Source organism: Oxyplasma meridianum (genome assembly GCF_038024865.1).
In the GTDB taxonomy this organism is placed as follows: Archaea; Thermoplasmatota; Thermoplasmata; order Thermoplasmatales; family Thermoplasmataceae; genus Oxyplasma; species Oxyplasma meridianum.
This window is the reverse complement of sequence record NZ_CP133772.1, coordinates 444,657-460,963: the sequence shown is the minus strand read 5'-3', so window position 1 is coordinate 460,963 and position 16,307 is coordinate 444,657. Positions and strand designations below refer to the sequence as shown.

13 protein-coding genes are annotated in these 16,307 nt (G+C 41.6%); 6 read left to right on the top strand and 7 right to left on the bottom strand.

Going from position 1 to position 16,307, the window contains the following annotated elements; all coding sequences use genetic code 11:
- Positions 1-20: 20 nt before the first annotated feature.
- From fen to proS, 4 genes are read right to left on the bottom strand one after another with little or no spacing between them, the layout of a single operon-like run.
- On the bottom strand, positions 21-1,040 hold the full coding sequence (fen, locus tag OXIME_RS02370; protein ID WP_393971884.1) for a flap endonuclease-1: 1,020 nt from the start codon (positions 1,038-1,040) through the stop codon (positions 21-23).
- A 1-nt stretch (position 1,041) separates the two neighbouring features.
- On the bottom strand, positions 1,042-1,740 hold the full coding sequence (radB, locus tag OXIME_RS02365; RefSeq protein WP_393971883.1) for a DNA repair and recombination protein RadB: 699 nt from the start codon (positions 1,738-1,740) through the stop codon (positions 1,042-1,044).
- 44 nt (positions 1,741-1,784) lie between these two features.
- Positions 1,785-2,468 carry an HAD-IB family phosphatase gene (locus OXIME_RS02360; protein WP_393971882.1) on the bottom strand — a complete coding sequence of 228 codons (684 nt, stop codon included), beginning with the start codon at positions 2,466-2,468 and terminating at the stop codon, positions 1,785-1,787.
- Between the two features lie 6 nt (positions 2,469-2,474).
- Positions 2,475-3,872: a proline--tRNA ligase gene (gene proS, locus OXIME_RS02355; protein ID WP_393971881.1), complete on the bottom strand. Its 1,398-nt coding sequence runs from the start codon at positions 3,870-3,872 to the stop codon at positions 2,475-2,477.
- Positions 3,873-5,856: 1,984 nt separating this feature from the next.
- Between proS and OXIME_RS02350 the strand changes: the two genes are divergently transcribed.
- From OXIME_RS02350 to rnz, 5 genes are all read left to right on the top strand, one after another.
- On the top strand, positions 5,857-7,269 hold the full coding sequence (locus OXIME_RS02350; protein WP_393971880.1) for a hypothetical protein: 1,413 nt from the start codon (positions 5,857-5,859) through the stop codon (positions 7,267-7,269).
- 83 nt (positions 7,270-7,352) lie between these two features.
- Positions 7,353-8,666 carry an FAD-dependent oxidoreductase gene (locus OXIME_RS02345; protein WP_393971879.1) on the top strand — a complete coding sequence of 438 codons (1,314 nt, stop codon included), beginning with the start codon at positions 7,353-7,355 and terminating at the stop codon, positions 8,664-8,666.
- A 7-nt stretch (positions 8,667-8,673) separates the two neighbouring features.
- Positions 8,674-11,397 carry a DEAD/DEAH box helicase gene (locus OXIME_RS02340; RefSeq protein WP_393971878.1) on the top strand — a complete coding sequence of 908 codons (2,724 nt, stop codon included), beginning with the start codon at positions 8,674-8,676 and terminating at the stop codon, positions 11,395-11,397.
- A gap of 73 nt (positions 11,398-11,470) precedes the next feature.
- The gene (locus tag OXIME_RS02335; RefSeq protein WP_393971877.1) at positions 11,471-11,869 is read left to right on the top strand and encodes a toprim domain-containing protein; all 399 of its coding nucleotides are present in this window, start codon (positions 11,471-11,473) and stop codon (positions 11,867-11,869) included.
- A gap of 24 nt (positions 11,870-11,893) precedes the next feature.
- A complete protein-coding gene (gene rnz, locus OXIME_RS02330; protein WP_393971876.1) occupies positions 11,894-12,841 on the top strand; it encodes a ribonuclease Z in 948 nt (315 codons plus the stop codon).
- On the opposite strand, the gene OXIME_RS02325 is transcribed toward rnz, so the two are convergent.
- The 3 genes from OXIME_RS02325 to OXIME_RS02315 all read right to left on the bottom strand — a co-directional run bounded on the left by OXIME_RS02325 (position 12,817) and on the right by OXIME_RS02315 (position 15,191).
- Positions 12,817-13,239 (bottom strand): hypothetical protein, encoded by a 423-nt coding sequence (locus OXIME_RS02325; RefSeq protein WP_393971875.1) that lies wholly within the window; start codon positions 13,237-13,239, stop codon positions 12,817-12,819. The genes rnz and OXIME_RS02325 overlap by 25 nt on opposite strands.
- A gap of 77 nt (positions 13,240-13,316) precedes the next feature.
- Positions 13,317-13,808 carry a dCTP deaminase gene (gene dcd, locus OXIME_RS02320; protein WP_393971874.1) on the bottom strand — a complete coding sequence of 164 codons (492 nt, stop codon included), beginning with the start codon at positions 13,806-13,808 and terminating at the stop codon, positions 13,317-13,319.
- 6 nt (positions 13,809-13,814) lie between these two features.
- Complete coding sequence (locus OXIME_RS02315; RefSeq protein WP_393971873.1) at positions 13,815-15,191, bottom strand: purine-cytosine permease family protein; 1,377 nt, start codon at positions 15,189-15,191, stop codon at positions 13,815-13,817.
- Positions 15,192-15,329: 138 nt separating this feature from the next.
- Between OXIME_RS02315 and OXIME_RS02310 the strand changes: the two genes are divergently transcribed.
- The gene (locus OXIME_RS02310; RefSeq protein ID WP_393971872.1) at positions 15,330-16,304 is read left to right on the top strand and encodes a Gfo/Idh/MocA family protein; all 975 of its coding nucleotides are present in this window, start codon (positions 15,330-15,332) and stop codon (positions 16,302-16,304) included.
- Positions 16,305-16,307: the final 3 nt, after the last annotated feature.

Genomic DNA, 16,307 nt, shown 5'->3' with positions numbered 1-16,307 from the left:
CACCATAACTGCATTTAATCTCAGAAGAAGGAGTCCAGGTTGAACTGGCTGGCCTTTTTGTGCACTTTTTCCAGATTTTCCACATAGGGTAAAACACGATCTTTTGAAAAATCATGCCTGTCGCAGAGCATTTCGAAAATTTCCTCCCTTTTTACCTCATGTAAGGTAGTATCAGGGTGTTCCTCCACCGGTGGATGCATGAAGAAATCTTTTATCTCCTGAAGGTTTTCTATCTCCCTGTTCTTCACCTTTAGAACTTCTTCTATGCTACCATACTTTCTGATGAGCTTCACAGCAGTTCTTGCCCCTACCCGGTCAATGCCTGTATTGAAATCTGTCCCCACAAGCAATGCTACATCAATCATATTCTCTCTTGTCATTCCCAGTGTTCGAAATGTCTCAGCCGCTTCGATAACCTCCGGGGAAACATTGATATATATGTTCTTTCCGCTAACCTTCCTTCTGCCGTATATTGTGATATTCCTGTAAATCTGTTTTGCCCCAAAAAGGATGCAGTCATAATCCTGTGAAATGACCCCCTGAACCATATCCTTTCCATTCATCCAGGAAGCCTGGGCTTCGCCTTCGGTCGGTGCCTGAACATATGGTATCCCCATGCAGGTGAGAAGTTCCTTGATCTCTCGGATCATATCAGCATTGATGTAATTGATTCTTGATGAGAGAGACCTTATCTTTTCAACATCCCCCTCCTCTCTGGCCTTCTCAAGGTCACTTATATTCTTTTCCTTTACAATCCTGCGTTCTTCAAGAGTCCTGTTTTTCAGCCTGAATGGTTTACCATCAAAGACATATACCGGTTTAATCCCACTTTCAAGCATGGTGATGGTTCTGTAAAATATTCCTGAAAGGTGGGATGTGACGTTGCCAGATCTATCCATAAGTGGGGTCCCATCAGGCTGCCTTATGCTGCTGAGGAACTGGTATATTATGTTGTAGGCATCTACTGCAACCGTCATGTTTGCCAGATCTTTGATAGTAATTTTCCTTTTCACGACTATATCACTTAAGTCTACCCCCATTTCATCCCTCGCATGTTACTCCGTATTCTACTATTCTGAACCTGGATTCCTTTCCCTCTGGAACAGACCTGTGCTTGATAACCCTGATTTTTCTCACACCTTCGCCATCCTTCTCCAGCCTTATTATTGATTTCATAACATGATCAATTATAAAACCACCGAATGGCTGAAGATTCTTGGAATCAACATCCATGTAGATCTGGTTTGTAAGAAGTACCGGAATTGAGAATTTCAGCGCAATGCCGGAAAGCATGGAAAGCTGCCTCTGTATGCCGTTTACCCTTGAATTGTAATCATTGGATTTCTCCAGCCTGAAGAATTCTGTGAATGAATCCACAACCAGTATTCCAGGGTTCTTCATCTTCTCCAGATTTTTAGTGACTCTCATTATGGAAAGCTCCTGATCATCCAGGGATGAAACGCGGAAAAGCTGCATGTTCTCTGCAATTGACCTGTCTGATCCGCATATCTGCATAAATCTGTCTCCTGAGAAACCTTCTGTATCCAGATAAATTGCTGTTTTCCCCAGCTTTATTGCAGCAACAGAGAAGACCACTGCAAGATTCGACTTGCCTGACCCACCTTCACCGTAGAATTCCGTTATAACACCGGGCTCGAGTCCGCCACCCATCACAGAGTCTATGCATTCAACGCCGGACTGGAGTCTTTCTATAGAAGTGGAGGGATCAATTTTTTCCATTACACATGGTGATCATGTCAGAATATAAATAATAGGCTAAATACTCACCTGCAGTTATCTTCCACCGAGGCCTGATATTTCTCTATAAGCTCAACAACCGGCATAAGTTTCCCCGACACCACCGTAGCTGATGCGAGTTTAGACAGATCCTTTTTGATTGGATTATAAGCTATGGAGTAACCAGACACGGAAAACATGGATGCATCATCCATGGAATCCCCTACAGATACTGTATGATACCGGCCAATGCCAAGCAGTTTCTGCAGGTACACAAGATTCATGTCCTTTCTCCTATAGTTGACGTTCATGATGCCGGATGGCAAAACGAAACCGTTCTTATCCGCCACTATGCTGTTTGCAAATATATAATGAAATTTTTCCATTCTATCTATCTCTTCGGCAAGCAGAGAGATGCCTCCCGAAATTATAGCTACCCTGTGCCCCTCCTTTTTTAGCCTCTGGATACTTTCTACCAAGTCCGGCCTCAATAATATGCCTAATAGAATATTCTTAATTCTGTTTACTGGAACCTGGCCAAGCTTCTTGATCCAGAGAGAAACATCCATTTCCATGAATTGTTCGTAGGTTATTTTTCCACTGATAAACTGTGAAACATTCTCGCTGTTATCCACACCTATGCTTCTGTGAACATATTCCCAGCTGCTGGGGTACTGGGTTAGCACGCCATCCATATCAAATGCAATAAGCAATCCCTGTTTCACATCCATCTTTTTTCAGTATGTTCTCGCGAAAATAGCTGTGAAACCATCTTTTCCGCAGACAATGCACTTTCCTTTATCTTTGCTGTCATGATTCATTCCAAGACATGACATCTCTGTCTGTTCCTCTATTTTCCTTGAACATTCCTCACTTCCGCACCAGAATAATTTTGCAATTCTTTCCAGTCCTTTAATTTCATCTATATTTTCTGCGTTTATGGTCATCTTCTTCATTGTATCAATTGATCTTTCAGTGAGAGTTTTCTTTACAGTTGATAGCAAGGAGTGAATATTTGCAAAAAATTCATCCTTTTCCATGTTCATTTTTTCTTTTTCTGTTCTGAGTGAAACTGTAACCCTGGACTTTTCAACCTCCCTTGCGCCTATTTCTATTCTCAGCGGTACACCCCTCATCTCCCAGTCGTTGTATTTGTATCCGGGAGTGTAGGCATCTCTGTCATCCATTTTGACCCTGAAGTCCATTTCCCTAAGGTTTTCCAAGATTTTATAGGAATATGCCTCCACATCAACCTTCCTGGATGGGATGGGAACTATTATGATCTGCACAGGAGCAATATCAGGAGGGAATATGAGGCCCGTGTCATCTCCGTGAATTGATATTATTGCTGCAAGAAGTCTCTCACTCATTCCGAATGTTGTCTGAGAAACCAATTCATGACTTCCGTCCTCAAGTGCATATGTTATATTGTAGTTTTTGGAGAAATTGGTACCATACTGATGGATTGTTCCTATCTGGAGTGCCCTTCCACTGGGCATTACTGTATCAAATGCAAGTGTATACTTTGCACCTGGAAACTTGTCCCAGTCTGGCCTTTGGTTCACTAAATAGGGGAGACAGAGCATCTCTGTAAGCTTCTTCCAGATAATCAAATATTCATCCATCTGTTTTTCAGCATCCTCGTATGTTGCATGTGCCGTGTGTGCCTCAAAGAAATGGATCTCTCTTATCCTGATGAAAGAACGGGTATGTTTGGTTTCGTAACGGTAAACATTGACAATCTGGTAGATCTTCATGGGAAGATCAGCATGCGACCTGATCCAGAGAGCAAACATTGGGTACATGGCTGCTTCACTTGTGGGCCTCATTGCCATATCTTCTTCCAGCTTCTCACTTCCCCCCTTTGTGATCCAGAAAAGCTCATTCTCGAAACCTTTCACGTGCTCAAATTCTACCATAAGCTGTCCACGAGTGATTAGAACAGGAAAACTGACTTCCTGAAAATCCATGGCATCTACATATTTCCTGGTAAGGTTATCTATAAACTGCATTGCTTTAAGGCCGTATGGCATCCAGACGTTCATTCCTTTTACTGGATACCTCTTGTCACTTAACCCGCTGATTTCAATGATTTCGTTGTACCACTCGCTGAAATTATCCTTTTTGTTTTCCATTTACAAATCGAGTATTTAAGATACGTATAAAACATTTTGATTCGACAAAGGACCTCTGTAATTGAAACTTCATACAGTGGAATTTTTTACATCTTATAAAAACAGAGAGGCGATGGTTGTAAATGAAGATAAAAACATTGATATGAGTCTCAGGCAAGCGTATAAAAGATCATTTAGTTAGAAAGTGTGTTGCACAATTCAATACGCATATGTCATGCCACTTATAATGTTGCAATACTGAACCTTCAGTGCTATTCTTGTGCAATATATCCAGGTTTGACCGCCTTTATTATTTCGCTAATCGTTCTCTTTATGCCGAATAGATATGTTTTCACATTCCAGCGTTTTCCATATTCTACGTGTTTGCTTTTACTGATTTTCACTTGGCTTTTTTATAATCCTGACGATTTTAGAACTTGCAGGCTATCCTCTGATCTGCGAGGAAGCATTCTTCCCTAGCGGGGTAATTGCCTTTAATCCAAATGAAATGAATATTTCGTCTGAATCATATCCCTATTGAATTCCATTATCCTTCTCCCCTCTTTTCCATCATGTATGGATATGACAGCATGGAGTTTTACCAAACCTTCTTTTCCCTTTTTTATTTTGATTTAGGATAGCCACCACGCATTTTGTGTTTGAATACGCTGATTCCCTTCCTGTAATTTACACTAACAGGAGGAGGGACTTAATTTCTGATGGATTGTTCGTAAAAAGCAAGATTGGCATCGTTCTAAGGATGGGGAATTCTTCCATCTATTCCCTCAGGTGAAAAATAGATGGGACATTCTTTATCGTGCAAACGATGCCCCAGTGGGAGAATACCTGGCACACTAGGAATATGCAGTTATAAGGTAAAGGCATTCCTTTCCATGTATTTTCTTGATCCTTTCAAATCTCTTTATGGAGGTACAGTAGTCACATATAAATTGAAAAGTTTTCTATTAAAAATATCATAAAATAAATAATCCTGGGTTAATCCCCGGAATACATGTGCCTACAACGATGAATATTTTAAGTTGAATACAACTTAATGGTCACATCAAAAAAAGCAGGAGAGAAGCCAAGGGAGATAATAAAAATCGTCAGTTGTTAAAAAATGGGATGGGTATTGTGTTTTTTCAATTTAGTTTGTGATGAATTTAATAGCATTACTTCACCTTTTTATTTCTTTTAATCTCTTGATTTCCCTTGGCCACTTTTCCAAAATATCTATGTTGTAACTCTTAATTAAACCCCCCTTCCTATGAGTATAAAGTACACTAGACACATTGTGAAAATTAGTGCACTTGTCAGGACAGCGAATGTAAAAATTATTATAGAAGTATACTGGCATATGTGTTGAAGTAACCCACTGAGAAGCATCATCCAAGGCGGACAGTACAACACCCTAGATTATAGCCACAACGAATTGCTTTCTGGTTATGCCTAGAAGTCTTACCAAGTACAAAACATCGTTAATCCCAATTGTGAGCGCAACTATGGGACTCCTGTATCATAGCAGGGCAGAATAGAAGACAATGGAAGCCACATATAATGTCAAACTCAAATTGTATCTAACGATTTCAGTCTGTTATGGCTAATTTGGATACTGTCAACTAAAAATTGACAATGTGCAAATTCTGAAAAATATAAATATTGGTAATCATTAGGTTCAGCTACAGGAGGTGCATCTGTTGGTCAGCTTTAAGAGACGGGATTATGATGACGATGATGATGACAGCGATGACGATGATGATGAACTTTAATTGATTTTATTTTTTCCCTTTTTTGAATTTGATTGAACAGCATGAAAATTTTCTAGTAGTGCATTTTAACATTTCATTGTCATGTTATCTAAATATCCTTCCGGCAGGAAAGGTGAATCCTTTTACATCCATAACGCGTTTTAATGAACCTCCCGTACTTTATGGGAATCGCAGATTACAGATAGGTTTCCAAAATCCTTTAATGAAAACTAAAATAACAGTTTCCCGTATATCTGATGACGCAGAACCATAAACCATTAAGTGTTGACCAATGGGTTTTACTGGCCAGGTCATCCGTTGTTGAGATAACATACGATCAGTCAGCATCTGACATTATATCGCAGAATCTTCTGATGGATAGAGAGAATAGAAAAATGTGGTTCGGAGTAACCGATCTTGTAAATCCCACCAGAAAATACTATGAGGTTAAATTTCCAGGTATTCCGGAAGATGCAGAAGTTATTGAAAAATTCAGGCACGGAAACAATGTGCATGAGATGATGTTCAGCTGGATAAGGCACTTTGCACCATTCGCTGTAAGGGAGGAGGAAGTGAACGGCGAAAAATATGGCCTTTCGGAGGTACGCGGAAGAATAGACTTCAGGATAGGTAACCATATAATAGAATTCAAAACCACATCACATGATATAAATTGCGAAAGTGATGTTATAAATAAGAATCCCCAGGATCTGGAACAGCTGGTTTTCTACGCGACGCTTTCGGGAAGACTAAACGAAGATCATTATCTTGTCTACTATGAACAGGATCACCATGATCGTTTTAGATCATTTACAATAAGGATTAGTGAGGGATGGGACTCACTGGGATTTATAAGAAACAGGTTTGAATCCATGGTCACTTCCATTCGAAATTCAGATTCTGGAGATCTGGGGAGATGCAGATATTTTGAATATGGATGCAAATTCAGAACAAATAATATCTGCAGTTGCAGCAAATCTTCACCAATAGACTCATCCTCTCTCTTTAATAATGTTACAATAAGGAGAAATGTAGAACTGGAGACAAAACTGGAAGATGGCAGAATAAACTCCTCAGTAACTGAATATGGGAGTTTTTCACTCTGGGATCTTCTAATACCCAGAAGAGTCTACCTGGAAAAAAAAGGGCTTTTTGATCCTGCTGAGGAGGCAGAACCTTTGTATCCTGATGAAACCCTTATTAACGTAAATAATGCTGTTTATGATTCTGGGATATACAGGGAGAGGAGAGAGATGAGAATTGATGGCAGATCACTTGGTTATTTTCCAATGGTTTCAATCGCCACAACTCCCGATGGAGGAGTGGACCAGTTGGAAAGACTGTATCCCGTCCTGGTGAGGTCCTACAGTTTTGAACCGGACAAGCTTTCAACTTCAAGACTGTCTCCGTTTTATATCCTCAGGCTGGCAATGATCTGCAGCCTTGCAGGATCAAATATGGGGTATATTATGTTGGGATTAAAGATGGACAGCAACATAGCTAAATGTTTTAGGGTAAAATTCAGGGATCTTCCGGTTATAAGAGATAAGATAATGGAGAGAATAGAGGAGATGGAATATTCACTGAGTTCCGACATGACAGAAGACCTTCCTTACTGCCCTTCCTTTGTACGGGACAACTGCGGATCCGCCTGCCTATGCAAGCTATAACAAGATTTCTGATCAGAATCATTTTGATCACCACTCATGATTATATCCGGTAGAATTTATCTATTTTCACATTATATGGGAATATGAATTTCATAGTAATTGGAGGAGGTGCAGCCGGCATGTCCGCGGCATCCAAGGCTAAGAGGTCCAACCCATCTCTATCTGTCACGGTGTTGGAAAGCGGGAAATATGTTTCCTATGCGGAATGCGGAATTCCATACCTTATTCAGGGAATAGTCCCCGGAGCTTCAAACCTTCTTCATTATCCAATAACAGAATTCACAATTAATAGGAAGATAGATGTCCAGACGGGAACAAAGGTTGAAAATATTGACAGGAAAGAGAAGACCCTCTTGCTGCAGGATGGGAGAAAGCTGAAATATGATAAACTTCTTATTTCTACCGGTGGAACCGCAAATGTGCCTTTTGGAAGAAGCTTCAAGAACGTGTTTGGAATACGAAGCCTTGAAAGTGGAGAATACGCCAGGAGCATAACAGAAAAATACAATGAAATTCTCATTGTGGGGGACGGGGTTCTTGGCCTGGAGCTTGCATCAGTGCTTCTTGAAAGTGGGAAAAGTGTCACTCTTATTTCAAAACATTCCAGAATCCTCCAGAAACTTGATGAGGATATTGCAGAAGTTGTCCAAAAGGCTATCTCCTCAAAAATTAAGGTGCTTACAGATACCTCCATCAAAGACATTAAAGAAATTGGTGATGGAAAACTTTCAGTAGAAACCTTTAACGGTAAACTCCAAACAGAGGTTGTCATTTTTGCAGTTGGCATAACCCCCAATGTGGATCTGGCCAGAAAAGCTGGACTTGATCTGTTTATGGACAAAGCAATTCTGGTGAACCGCTCAATGCAGACTTCAGACCCAGACATATATGCAGCTGGAGATGTTGCAACGACAACCAATCTTGTTACAAAAACAACAGACTGGCAGCCGCTTGCACAGGTTGCCAACAAGATGGGAAGAGTTGCCGGGTCAAATGTTGCTGGCAAACTGATGGAGTTTCCTGGATCACTGGGAACAACCCTGGTGAAGATTCTTGACCTTGAAGTTGGCTTCACAGGACTTAACAGCAGTGAACTTAAAAGGAAAGGGATAGAATTCAGGGAGAAAATGGTTAAGGCAAAAAGCAAGGCTGCCTATTACCCCGGTTCTGAGGACGTTTACGTGAAGATTCTCATTTCAAAGGAGAATGATACTATCCTTGGGGGGCAGATCGTGTCCAAAGATGGAGGAGCATGGAGATTGAATGCACTGGCTATGGCAATACAGGGTGGTTTTACAGTAGAAGATCTGTTCTATGGTGATCTGGGTTATTCGCCACCATTTGGCCCGGTCTGGGATCCAATTATTATAGCAGCAAGCATCTCCATGAGGGATTAGAACCAGAATGGAAAGTACCATTGAAGGATCGGTAAGCCTGCTTCATCCTGATGTCAGGAATATGCTGGAAAAGCTAGGTGTAACAAAACTTACTGAAGCCCAGGAGAAGTTCATACCACATGTTCTTAGGGGAGAGAATGCGCTTTTGCTTTCACCGACGGGAAGTGGAAAGACAGAAGCTGCCATGCTCCCCATTTTCAGCAGGATACTCTGGGAAAAACCACGGCAGATATCCACGCTTTTCGTAACACCACTGAGATCCCTCAACCGTGACATGGTTTCCCGGCTGGTAAAATACGGAGATATTCTTGGCCTAAGGGTTCAGGTCAGGCACAGTGACGTATCACAGGCTGAAAAGAGAAAGATTGTAGTTGAACCTGCTGACATTCTGGTTACAACGCCGGAATCACTTCAGATTCTCATTAACGGCAAGCGGTTGAGAGACGTAATTTCCAGAATTAAATATGTCATTGTTGATGAACTTCATGAAACAGCACAGAATGAGAGGGGTTCACAGTTTGCCATTGGAATCTCAAGACTCAGAGATATATGCGGAGATTTCCAGATTATCGGTCTTTCGGCAACCGTGGGGAATCCGGAGGAACTTTCCCAGTATCTCTCCCCTGTAAGAGAGGCGAAGATTGTCTCCGCCACCCCAAGGAAGATAATGGATATAACTGTCATTATTCCGGACAAAGCTCCATCTGATGCCTCCGAAAAAATGGGGTGTGAAGACGACTATGCAGGGGCCATACTACACATATGGAACCTGATCAACAGCCATCGTGGAACTCTTGTTTTTGTCAACACCAGAAGTGTTGCGGAAGACATAGCTTTCAGGCTGAAGATGTATTTTGGAGAAATACCTGTTCATGTCCATCACGGTTCCCTCTCCCGGGAGGCAAGGGAAACAGCTGAGACTAAATTCAAAAGTGGAGAAATTAAAGCGCTTATCTGTACATCCTCGCTGGAACTGGGGATCGATATCGGATCTGCTGATCTGGTTATACAGTTCAATTCACCAAGGCAGATCAATAAACTTATACAGAGAGTAGGAAGATCGGGGCACTGGATAGAGAAGATCTCAATGGGAGAAATTGTATGCAGCGATATAATTGAGCTAGAAGAAGCTTCGGCAATAGTCTCCTATGTCCTTGAAGGGCATCTGGAAAACATAGCCATAAGGAAGAACTCGCTTGCCACTGTTGTAAACCAGATCATATCTGAGATAAATATCAAGGGTAGGATTGACGCTGATACTTTTTACAACACCGTGAAGAAAACATATCCGTTTAGGAATCTTGAAAAGGAGGATTTTATTCGAACAGTTGAATTCCTAGCCTCCACCGGCAAGATATGGTTTGAAAACAACGAGATCAGGAGAAGAAGGGGCATATTGAACTATTACCTTGAAAATATATCCATGATCCCCAGCGAGAAAAATTACAAGGTTATTGATGTAATAAACAAGAAGTTCATCGGCACTCTTGATGAGCGATATGTGGTTGATGAAATAGAACCGGGGAGCTACTTTGTAATAAAGGGGTCAACATGGCGGACAATAAGACTAGACAGCGAAAAGATTTTTGTGGAACCTTTTGCAACTGCGGCCATTGCCCCTAAATGGTCTGGAGAGGATATTCCTGTGCTCATGGATGTGACAACAAAGGTATCTGAGAACAGGAAGAGATCCATAATACCTGAATTTGTGTCACCCGGTTCAAGATCTAGGCTTATGGAATGGTATGGGGAACACAATGCCACAATGGACAGGGTGGTTATAGAGACCAGAGGAGGAGAAAACATAATCCAGATACTTTTGGGCACAAAGGGGAACTTTGCACTGGCAGAGATACTCTCAATGATAGTTACATCAATCACCGGAGAAAGCGTTGAAATGGACTATTCGCCCTACCACATCTACATCAGGAGTTCAAGAAAGATTCTCCCCAACGAGATGGAAAGAATCATCAGGGGAATAGATCCGGAAAAGGTGGAGGAATATGTGAAAAGCTCAGCCAGAAGATCAAGGTTCTTCACTGGAGTATTCCTGTATGAAGCAAAAAAGTTTGGAGTGATCAGCAATGATGCAGACCTGAACAGGATAAGGTTTGAGAAGATCGTTGACGCCTACAGGGAGTCCCCACTCTTCACGGATTCCATAAGGAAACTCATGTTCGACTACATGGATATGGATACCCTGAAGGATTATCTGCTGAAGATGAACAGGAACGAAGTGCAGTTTGAATGCAGAAACAGCATATCCCAGGGTTCAGAGGTTTTTCTCAGGCATTATTCCGAAAGGGTTGCACCTCTCAAACCCACCAAAACCATACTTGATACTGTGAAGAAGAGGCTTATGAATGAGGAGGTAACGCTTTACTGCACTTCATGCGGCAATGTCAGGACTCAGAAAATACGTGATATAAAAAGGTTGAAATGCCCTGAATGCGGCAGTAGCCTTGTGGCTTCACTATCACCCTTTGAACGGGAGATGCTTAATGACCAGAAAAATTACGATTTAGCACGGACAAGAAACAGAATTTCAAAGAATGCACATCTCATAAGGGAGAGGGGGATGCAGGCAGTAATAGTGCTGGCAGCAAGAGGAATAGGGCCGGAAACGGCTTCAAGGCTGCTTGAGGTGAGCTACTCCAGCGAAGATGATATGATCCGATCAATACTTACTGCAGAGATAGAGTTCGCCAAAAACAAGAGGTTCTGGGACTGAATGCATTTTTAGGAAAAAGAGATTGACCCAGCCATGCTAAACTTTATTCACTTTGTTTCTTTAAGCATTTACAATGCAGCCTGATCATTCGGGAATGCTGAAAATTATTGATAAATACAGAGAAAAAAATCTTGATACGCCTATTGTCGTAGAGGGAAAAAATGATGTCCAGAGTCTCAGAAAGATTGAATTTTCAGGTGAAATAATAATATTCAACAGCGGCTTGAGTATTGTAAGATTCTCTGAGGAGTTGAAAGAAAGATACAACAGGATAATTATCCTCACCGATTTTGACGCCAAAGGGAGAAGGTTGAGGGATGACATAGAGAAATTCTTTGTGAGTTCCGGTGGCAAGGCGGATACATACCTTTGGGAATACCTGAAGAGGAATGCTGCTGTCAGCACAATTGAAGAGCTGCCCTTCGCTGTCAGCAGATCCAGAACTTATATTTCACTGCCTGGGAAATCATAATTAAAGGATAAGGTATAGGGATTAATGGCTTCAATTGTCAATATAACTTTTCTGGGCACAGGCGGTTCCTGGCCTTTTCCGGGAAGGGGCCTCCCATCCATAGCACTGCAAATTGATGATACACTGAACCTTCTGGACTGCGGTGAAGGAACACAGAAACAGATAATGAAGAGCAACCTCTCCTTCATGCAGATTGATAATATATTCATCACTCATTTTCACGGAGACCATTTTCTTGGACTCTTGGGGCTTGTCCAAAGCATGTCCTTCAATGGAAGAGATGGGGACCTGAATATATATGGGCCTCCTGGTGCAATAAGCATTATTAGCAATGCACTCAATGTGGGCTACTATTCACTGAATTTCAGGATAACAGTGAATGAACTGCTTCTTAATGAGGAGTATGACTTCAGGACCTTTACAGTAACAGTCCATAAGAATGACCATCCGGTTCCTGCCTACAGCTACAGGTTTCATGAGAAAGATCTTGTGAAGATAGACGGTGAAAAGGCAAAACAGCTTGGGATACCCAGCAGGATGCTGGAAAAACTCAGGAGGGAGGGTTCTGTCTTTTATGAAGGGAAGGTGTACAGGATCCAGGATGTTTCTGCAGGAATTAGGAAGGGAAGAACGGTAGTCTATACTGGGGATACAAGGCCCATGGAAGGCATGGCTGAATTTGCACGGGATGCAGACGTACTGATTCACGACACGACAACCGATTCATCGCTTGAACCAAAGGTTAACGAATTTGGGCACTCTTCATCCAGGCAGGCTGCGAAAATAGCATTGAAGGCTGGGGTGAAGAGATTTTACCTGTTCCACTACAGCCCAAGGGTGGATAATGTGGAAACACTTGTTGAAGAGGCCAGAGGCATATTTCCGGAATCCTACCCAAGCAGGGAGATCCTGGAATACAGTATACCTGCGCATAAGGTTGCCCAGGATCAGGATAGAGGGGATTCAGTGTAGTCGTCCATGCGCTTTATGGCACTGACTGTCCCTTCTCCGAAATGTTTTTTCAGTGATTCCTTCCTGAAAGCCAAAAGTGTGGATAGCTTTATTTTCCATGTAACAACGCATTCAGTGCCGTCAGAATTGGTTAATTTTAACTCTTTGGTCCCTTTGAATGGGCCTGAAAGATAAATTTCCCTTAAGATATGGTTTTCAGCATCCTTTTCTATTTTCATAATTCCATTTGCCGGGAATGCAAACCTTATGGAGAAAGTTCCGTCAGGATTCTTCTTCAGATCTCTTATTCCATGCCAGAATGTGGTTATGAGATCAACATTTTCCGACCTTTTCCACATATCATCAACACTGCTCTTCACCTTTTCAGTAATATTAAACTCCAGATCCCTAAAACTCATTTTTTCCATCTCCTTTCGGCGGTATTTTTGTAATATTTCTTATCCTGTGTAAAACATTCTCAAATCGTTTCCACATATCACTGGAAAATATCATGATTTTTACTCTCCGTTATTATTCCCCTGCTGTCCTGATAGTTTCCTGATCTCTCCATATATTTTTTTTCAACTTCCTGATCTGTGCTGTGGAAGATGATCTGTGCAATCCTTTCTCCTCTGGTTAGGGCAATGTATGATTGAGATGCATTGAAGAATGATAGTGTGAGATTGCCATGGAACCCAGAATCTACAGCACCAAAGGATGCAATCAAACCCTTCCTTGCATATGTTGACCTTATCCAGATCTCCCCAATTGCATCTCCAGGCATGTTGATAAATTCCAAGGTTGAAACATGAAAAAATGTCATTGGCGGAATCTCTGCCTCAGCCAGATCATCCATTCCTGGAAGCCTTATAAGATCTATCCTAAGATCATAACCGTTTGGCGTCAGGCTGTCCTTTGAAAAATTCTCAGAAATGATCATCCCCCTGTCCACCAGGTCCATGAGTTTTCTGTCTGAATATATGGCCATTGATGGTTATGCGCCTGCTTTACCTAAATTTTTAGGTACAGGTTTTGAATCATTATAATACCTGGACAGCAGGACGTACAGGACAATTGCTAATAAAAATGAAACATAATAGCTGGTGTCCACACCTCCCATCAGGCTTGAAACGGGACCTATGAAGATCACTCCTGGGTTCATGAATGGGATGGATATAACTATGGAGAGCAGGTAAGAGATGAATCCTATCTTCTTGAAACCGGGTGTTATTGATGATGATCCAGAAATTCTTCTTACTATGAAGAATTCTGCAACCATAACCCCTATCCATGGGGTTATCCAGTAATCAAGGATGAAAAGAAAGGTTTCATAAAATGCATAAAAATTGTTGTACCCTATGATCCCAAGAGCAACTGAAAACAGAGTAACCAACCCTATTATGATTTTACGATTTATCTTTATCCCTGTACTCCTTAGTGAAATGGAGTTTGAGTAAAGATTCAATGCATTGGCTGAAAGTCCTCCCAGGAATAGGGATATCAGACCTATATATCCGAATTTTCCCATGATGGAGGCCAGATCCGTTGCCGGATTACCGTTTGGATTTCCCGATATGACTGCTACCATAAGCCCTGCTATCTCAGCCCATACTGATGCTATGAATGATCCTGCTAATGTCCATGAAAAAACACTTCTGCTGGAGAAGGTGGAGGGAACAAATCTGGAATAGTCCGACGCATATGGCCCCCATGACATAATGTAGGAAAACGAGGAGGCAAGAACTATTCCGAAGCCCACTGCCGCGGTTACACTGTAGGAAGCGCTGTATGATCCCAGTGCAGGGAGATGCCGTAATGATGTGTATATTATGAAAAGGAAAAGAATTCCAAGTATAATTGACAGGATTCTCTCGAATGTGTGAATTCCCTTATGTCCCATTGAAACAGCCAATGCAACTACCAGGGCAACAATAACCAGTGAAAGAACAAAATATAGACCATGAAACAGTGCACTGAGAGCGAATGCAGCCAGTATAAGATTAACAGAAAGCCATCCGGCGGTATTCACCCACTGAAGTGAAGACATAACTTTTGAACCCCTTAATCCAAAGGCAAATTTACTTGACACCATCTGAGGAAGGCCAGATCTTGGGCCGGTTGAACTCATCAACCCGAGAAGCACCCCACCCATAAGGCTTCCAATGACAAGTGCAGCAATGCTAACCTCTATTCCAAGGCCAAGATATATTGGAATAAATCCAACCGCAAAATCCCCGATGGTGAGATTTGACGCAAACCAGATTGTAAACATGGATTTTGAACTGAGGTCCCTATGGTTGTCTGAAAGTGGATTAGAGAGGTTCTCTTCTGAATCATGAATATTAGATTTTACGAACACTTGTTCGGACATTATCCTTACAGGTAGGCCATGCATATAAATTTTGGCTGCTTAATCTTTAAAATAGCCAATGCATGTGTTGATGAAATTACCTTACGGATATTACATTTGAAACCGTAAACATTTAATGATCAGGCTATATCTGACCTCATGAAGTTTGGGATAATAAGTCTTGGAAATCATGCAATGAATAGGGTGATGCCAGCAATAAAATCCTCGGGAAATGAGATTTCCGCCATATATAGCAGGAATATGGAAAAAGCAGAAAAAGAGAGCATGAAATATGGATCGAAACCTTATGACAACCTTGACAGGTTCTTCTCGGATTCTGAATTCGAGGCGGTTTACATATCATCTCCAAATTTTATGCATTTCCAGCATGCAGAGAGATCCATCAATGAAGGGAAAAATGTTCTCGTTGAAAAACAGATGACGTTAAAAAATGTTGAAGCGGAGAAGCTTGTAGATCTTGTAGCCAAAAAGAATCTCCACATTGCAGTTGGTTTTCACATGAGATTTAACCCCGCAGTGGATGATATCAAGAAAATGATTTCCAATGGAGAACTTGGCGAAATAGCACATATACATGGAACATGGGCACATCTTTCTACAGGATCAAGAATGGATCCTGACAGCAGATGGTGGTCAGAGGATGACAAGGTTGGTGGTGGTTCGGTCATGGGTACTGGCGTTCATGTAATAGATACCATAAACTATATTCTTGGCAGAAAACCTGATTCAGTTTATGGAATCAAGAGACCGGAGGGAAGATTGATCGAAGATACTGAAACAATAATAATGCGTTACAGAGATACAGTAGGGGAAGCCCTTTCGTCCCGATCCATAGCCGGCGCATTCAACAGCCTTGTGATTCAAGGTAGCAAAACAACGCTTGTAGCCGAAAACATCTTTGGTACATCTGTAGCCTGCTCACTGAAGAAAGGGGGAAAAATCATCAAGGAGTATGGGGATGGGAATGTTTACCAGAAGGAAGTGTCATCTTTCGTGGATCTTGTCAGCGGAAGGAAAAGCACTATTGCGCAGGTTAAAGATGGCGAGATTGTTGTGAAAATAGTCAATGCAGCAAATGAATCTGATGCCACAAAACAGGAAGTAAGGCTATGAGGA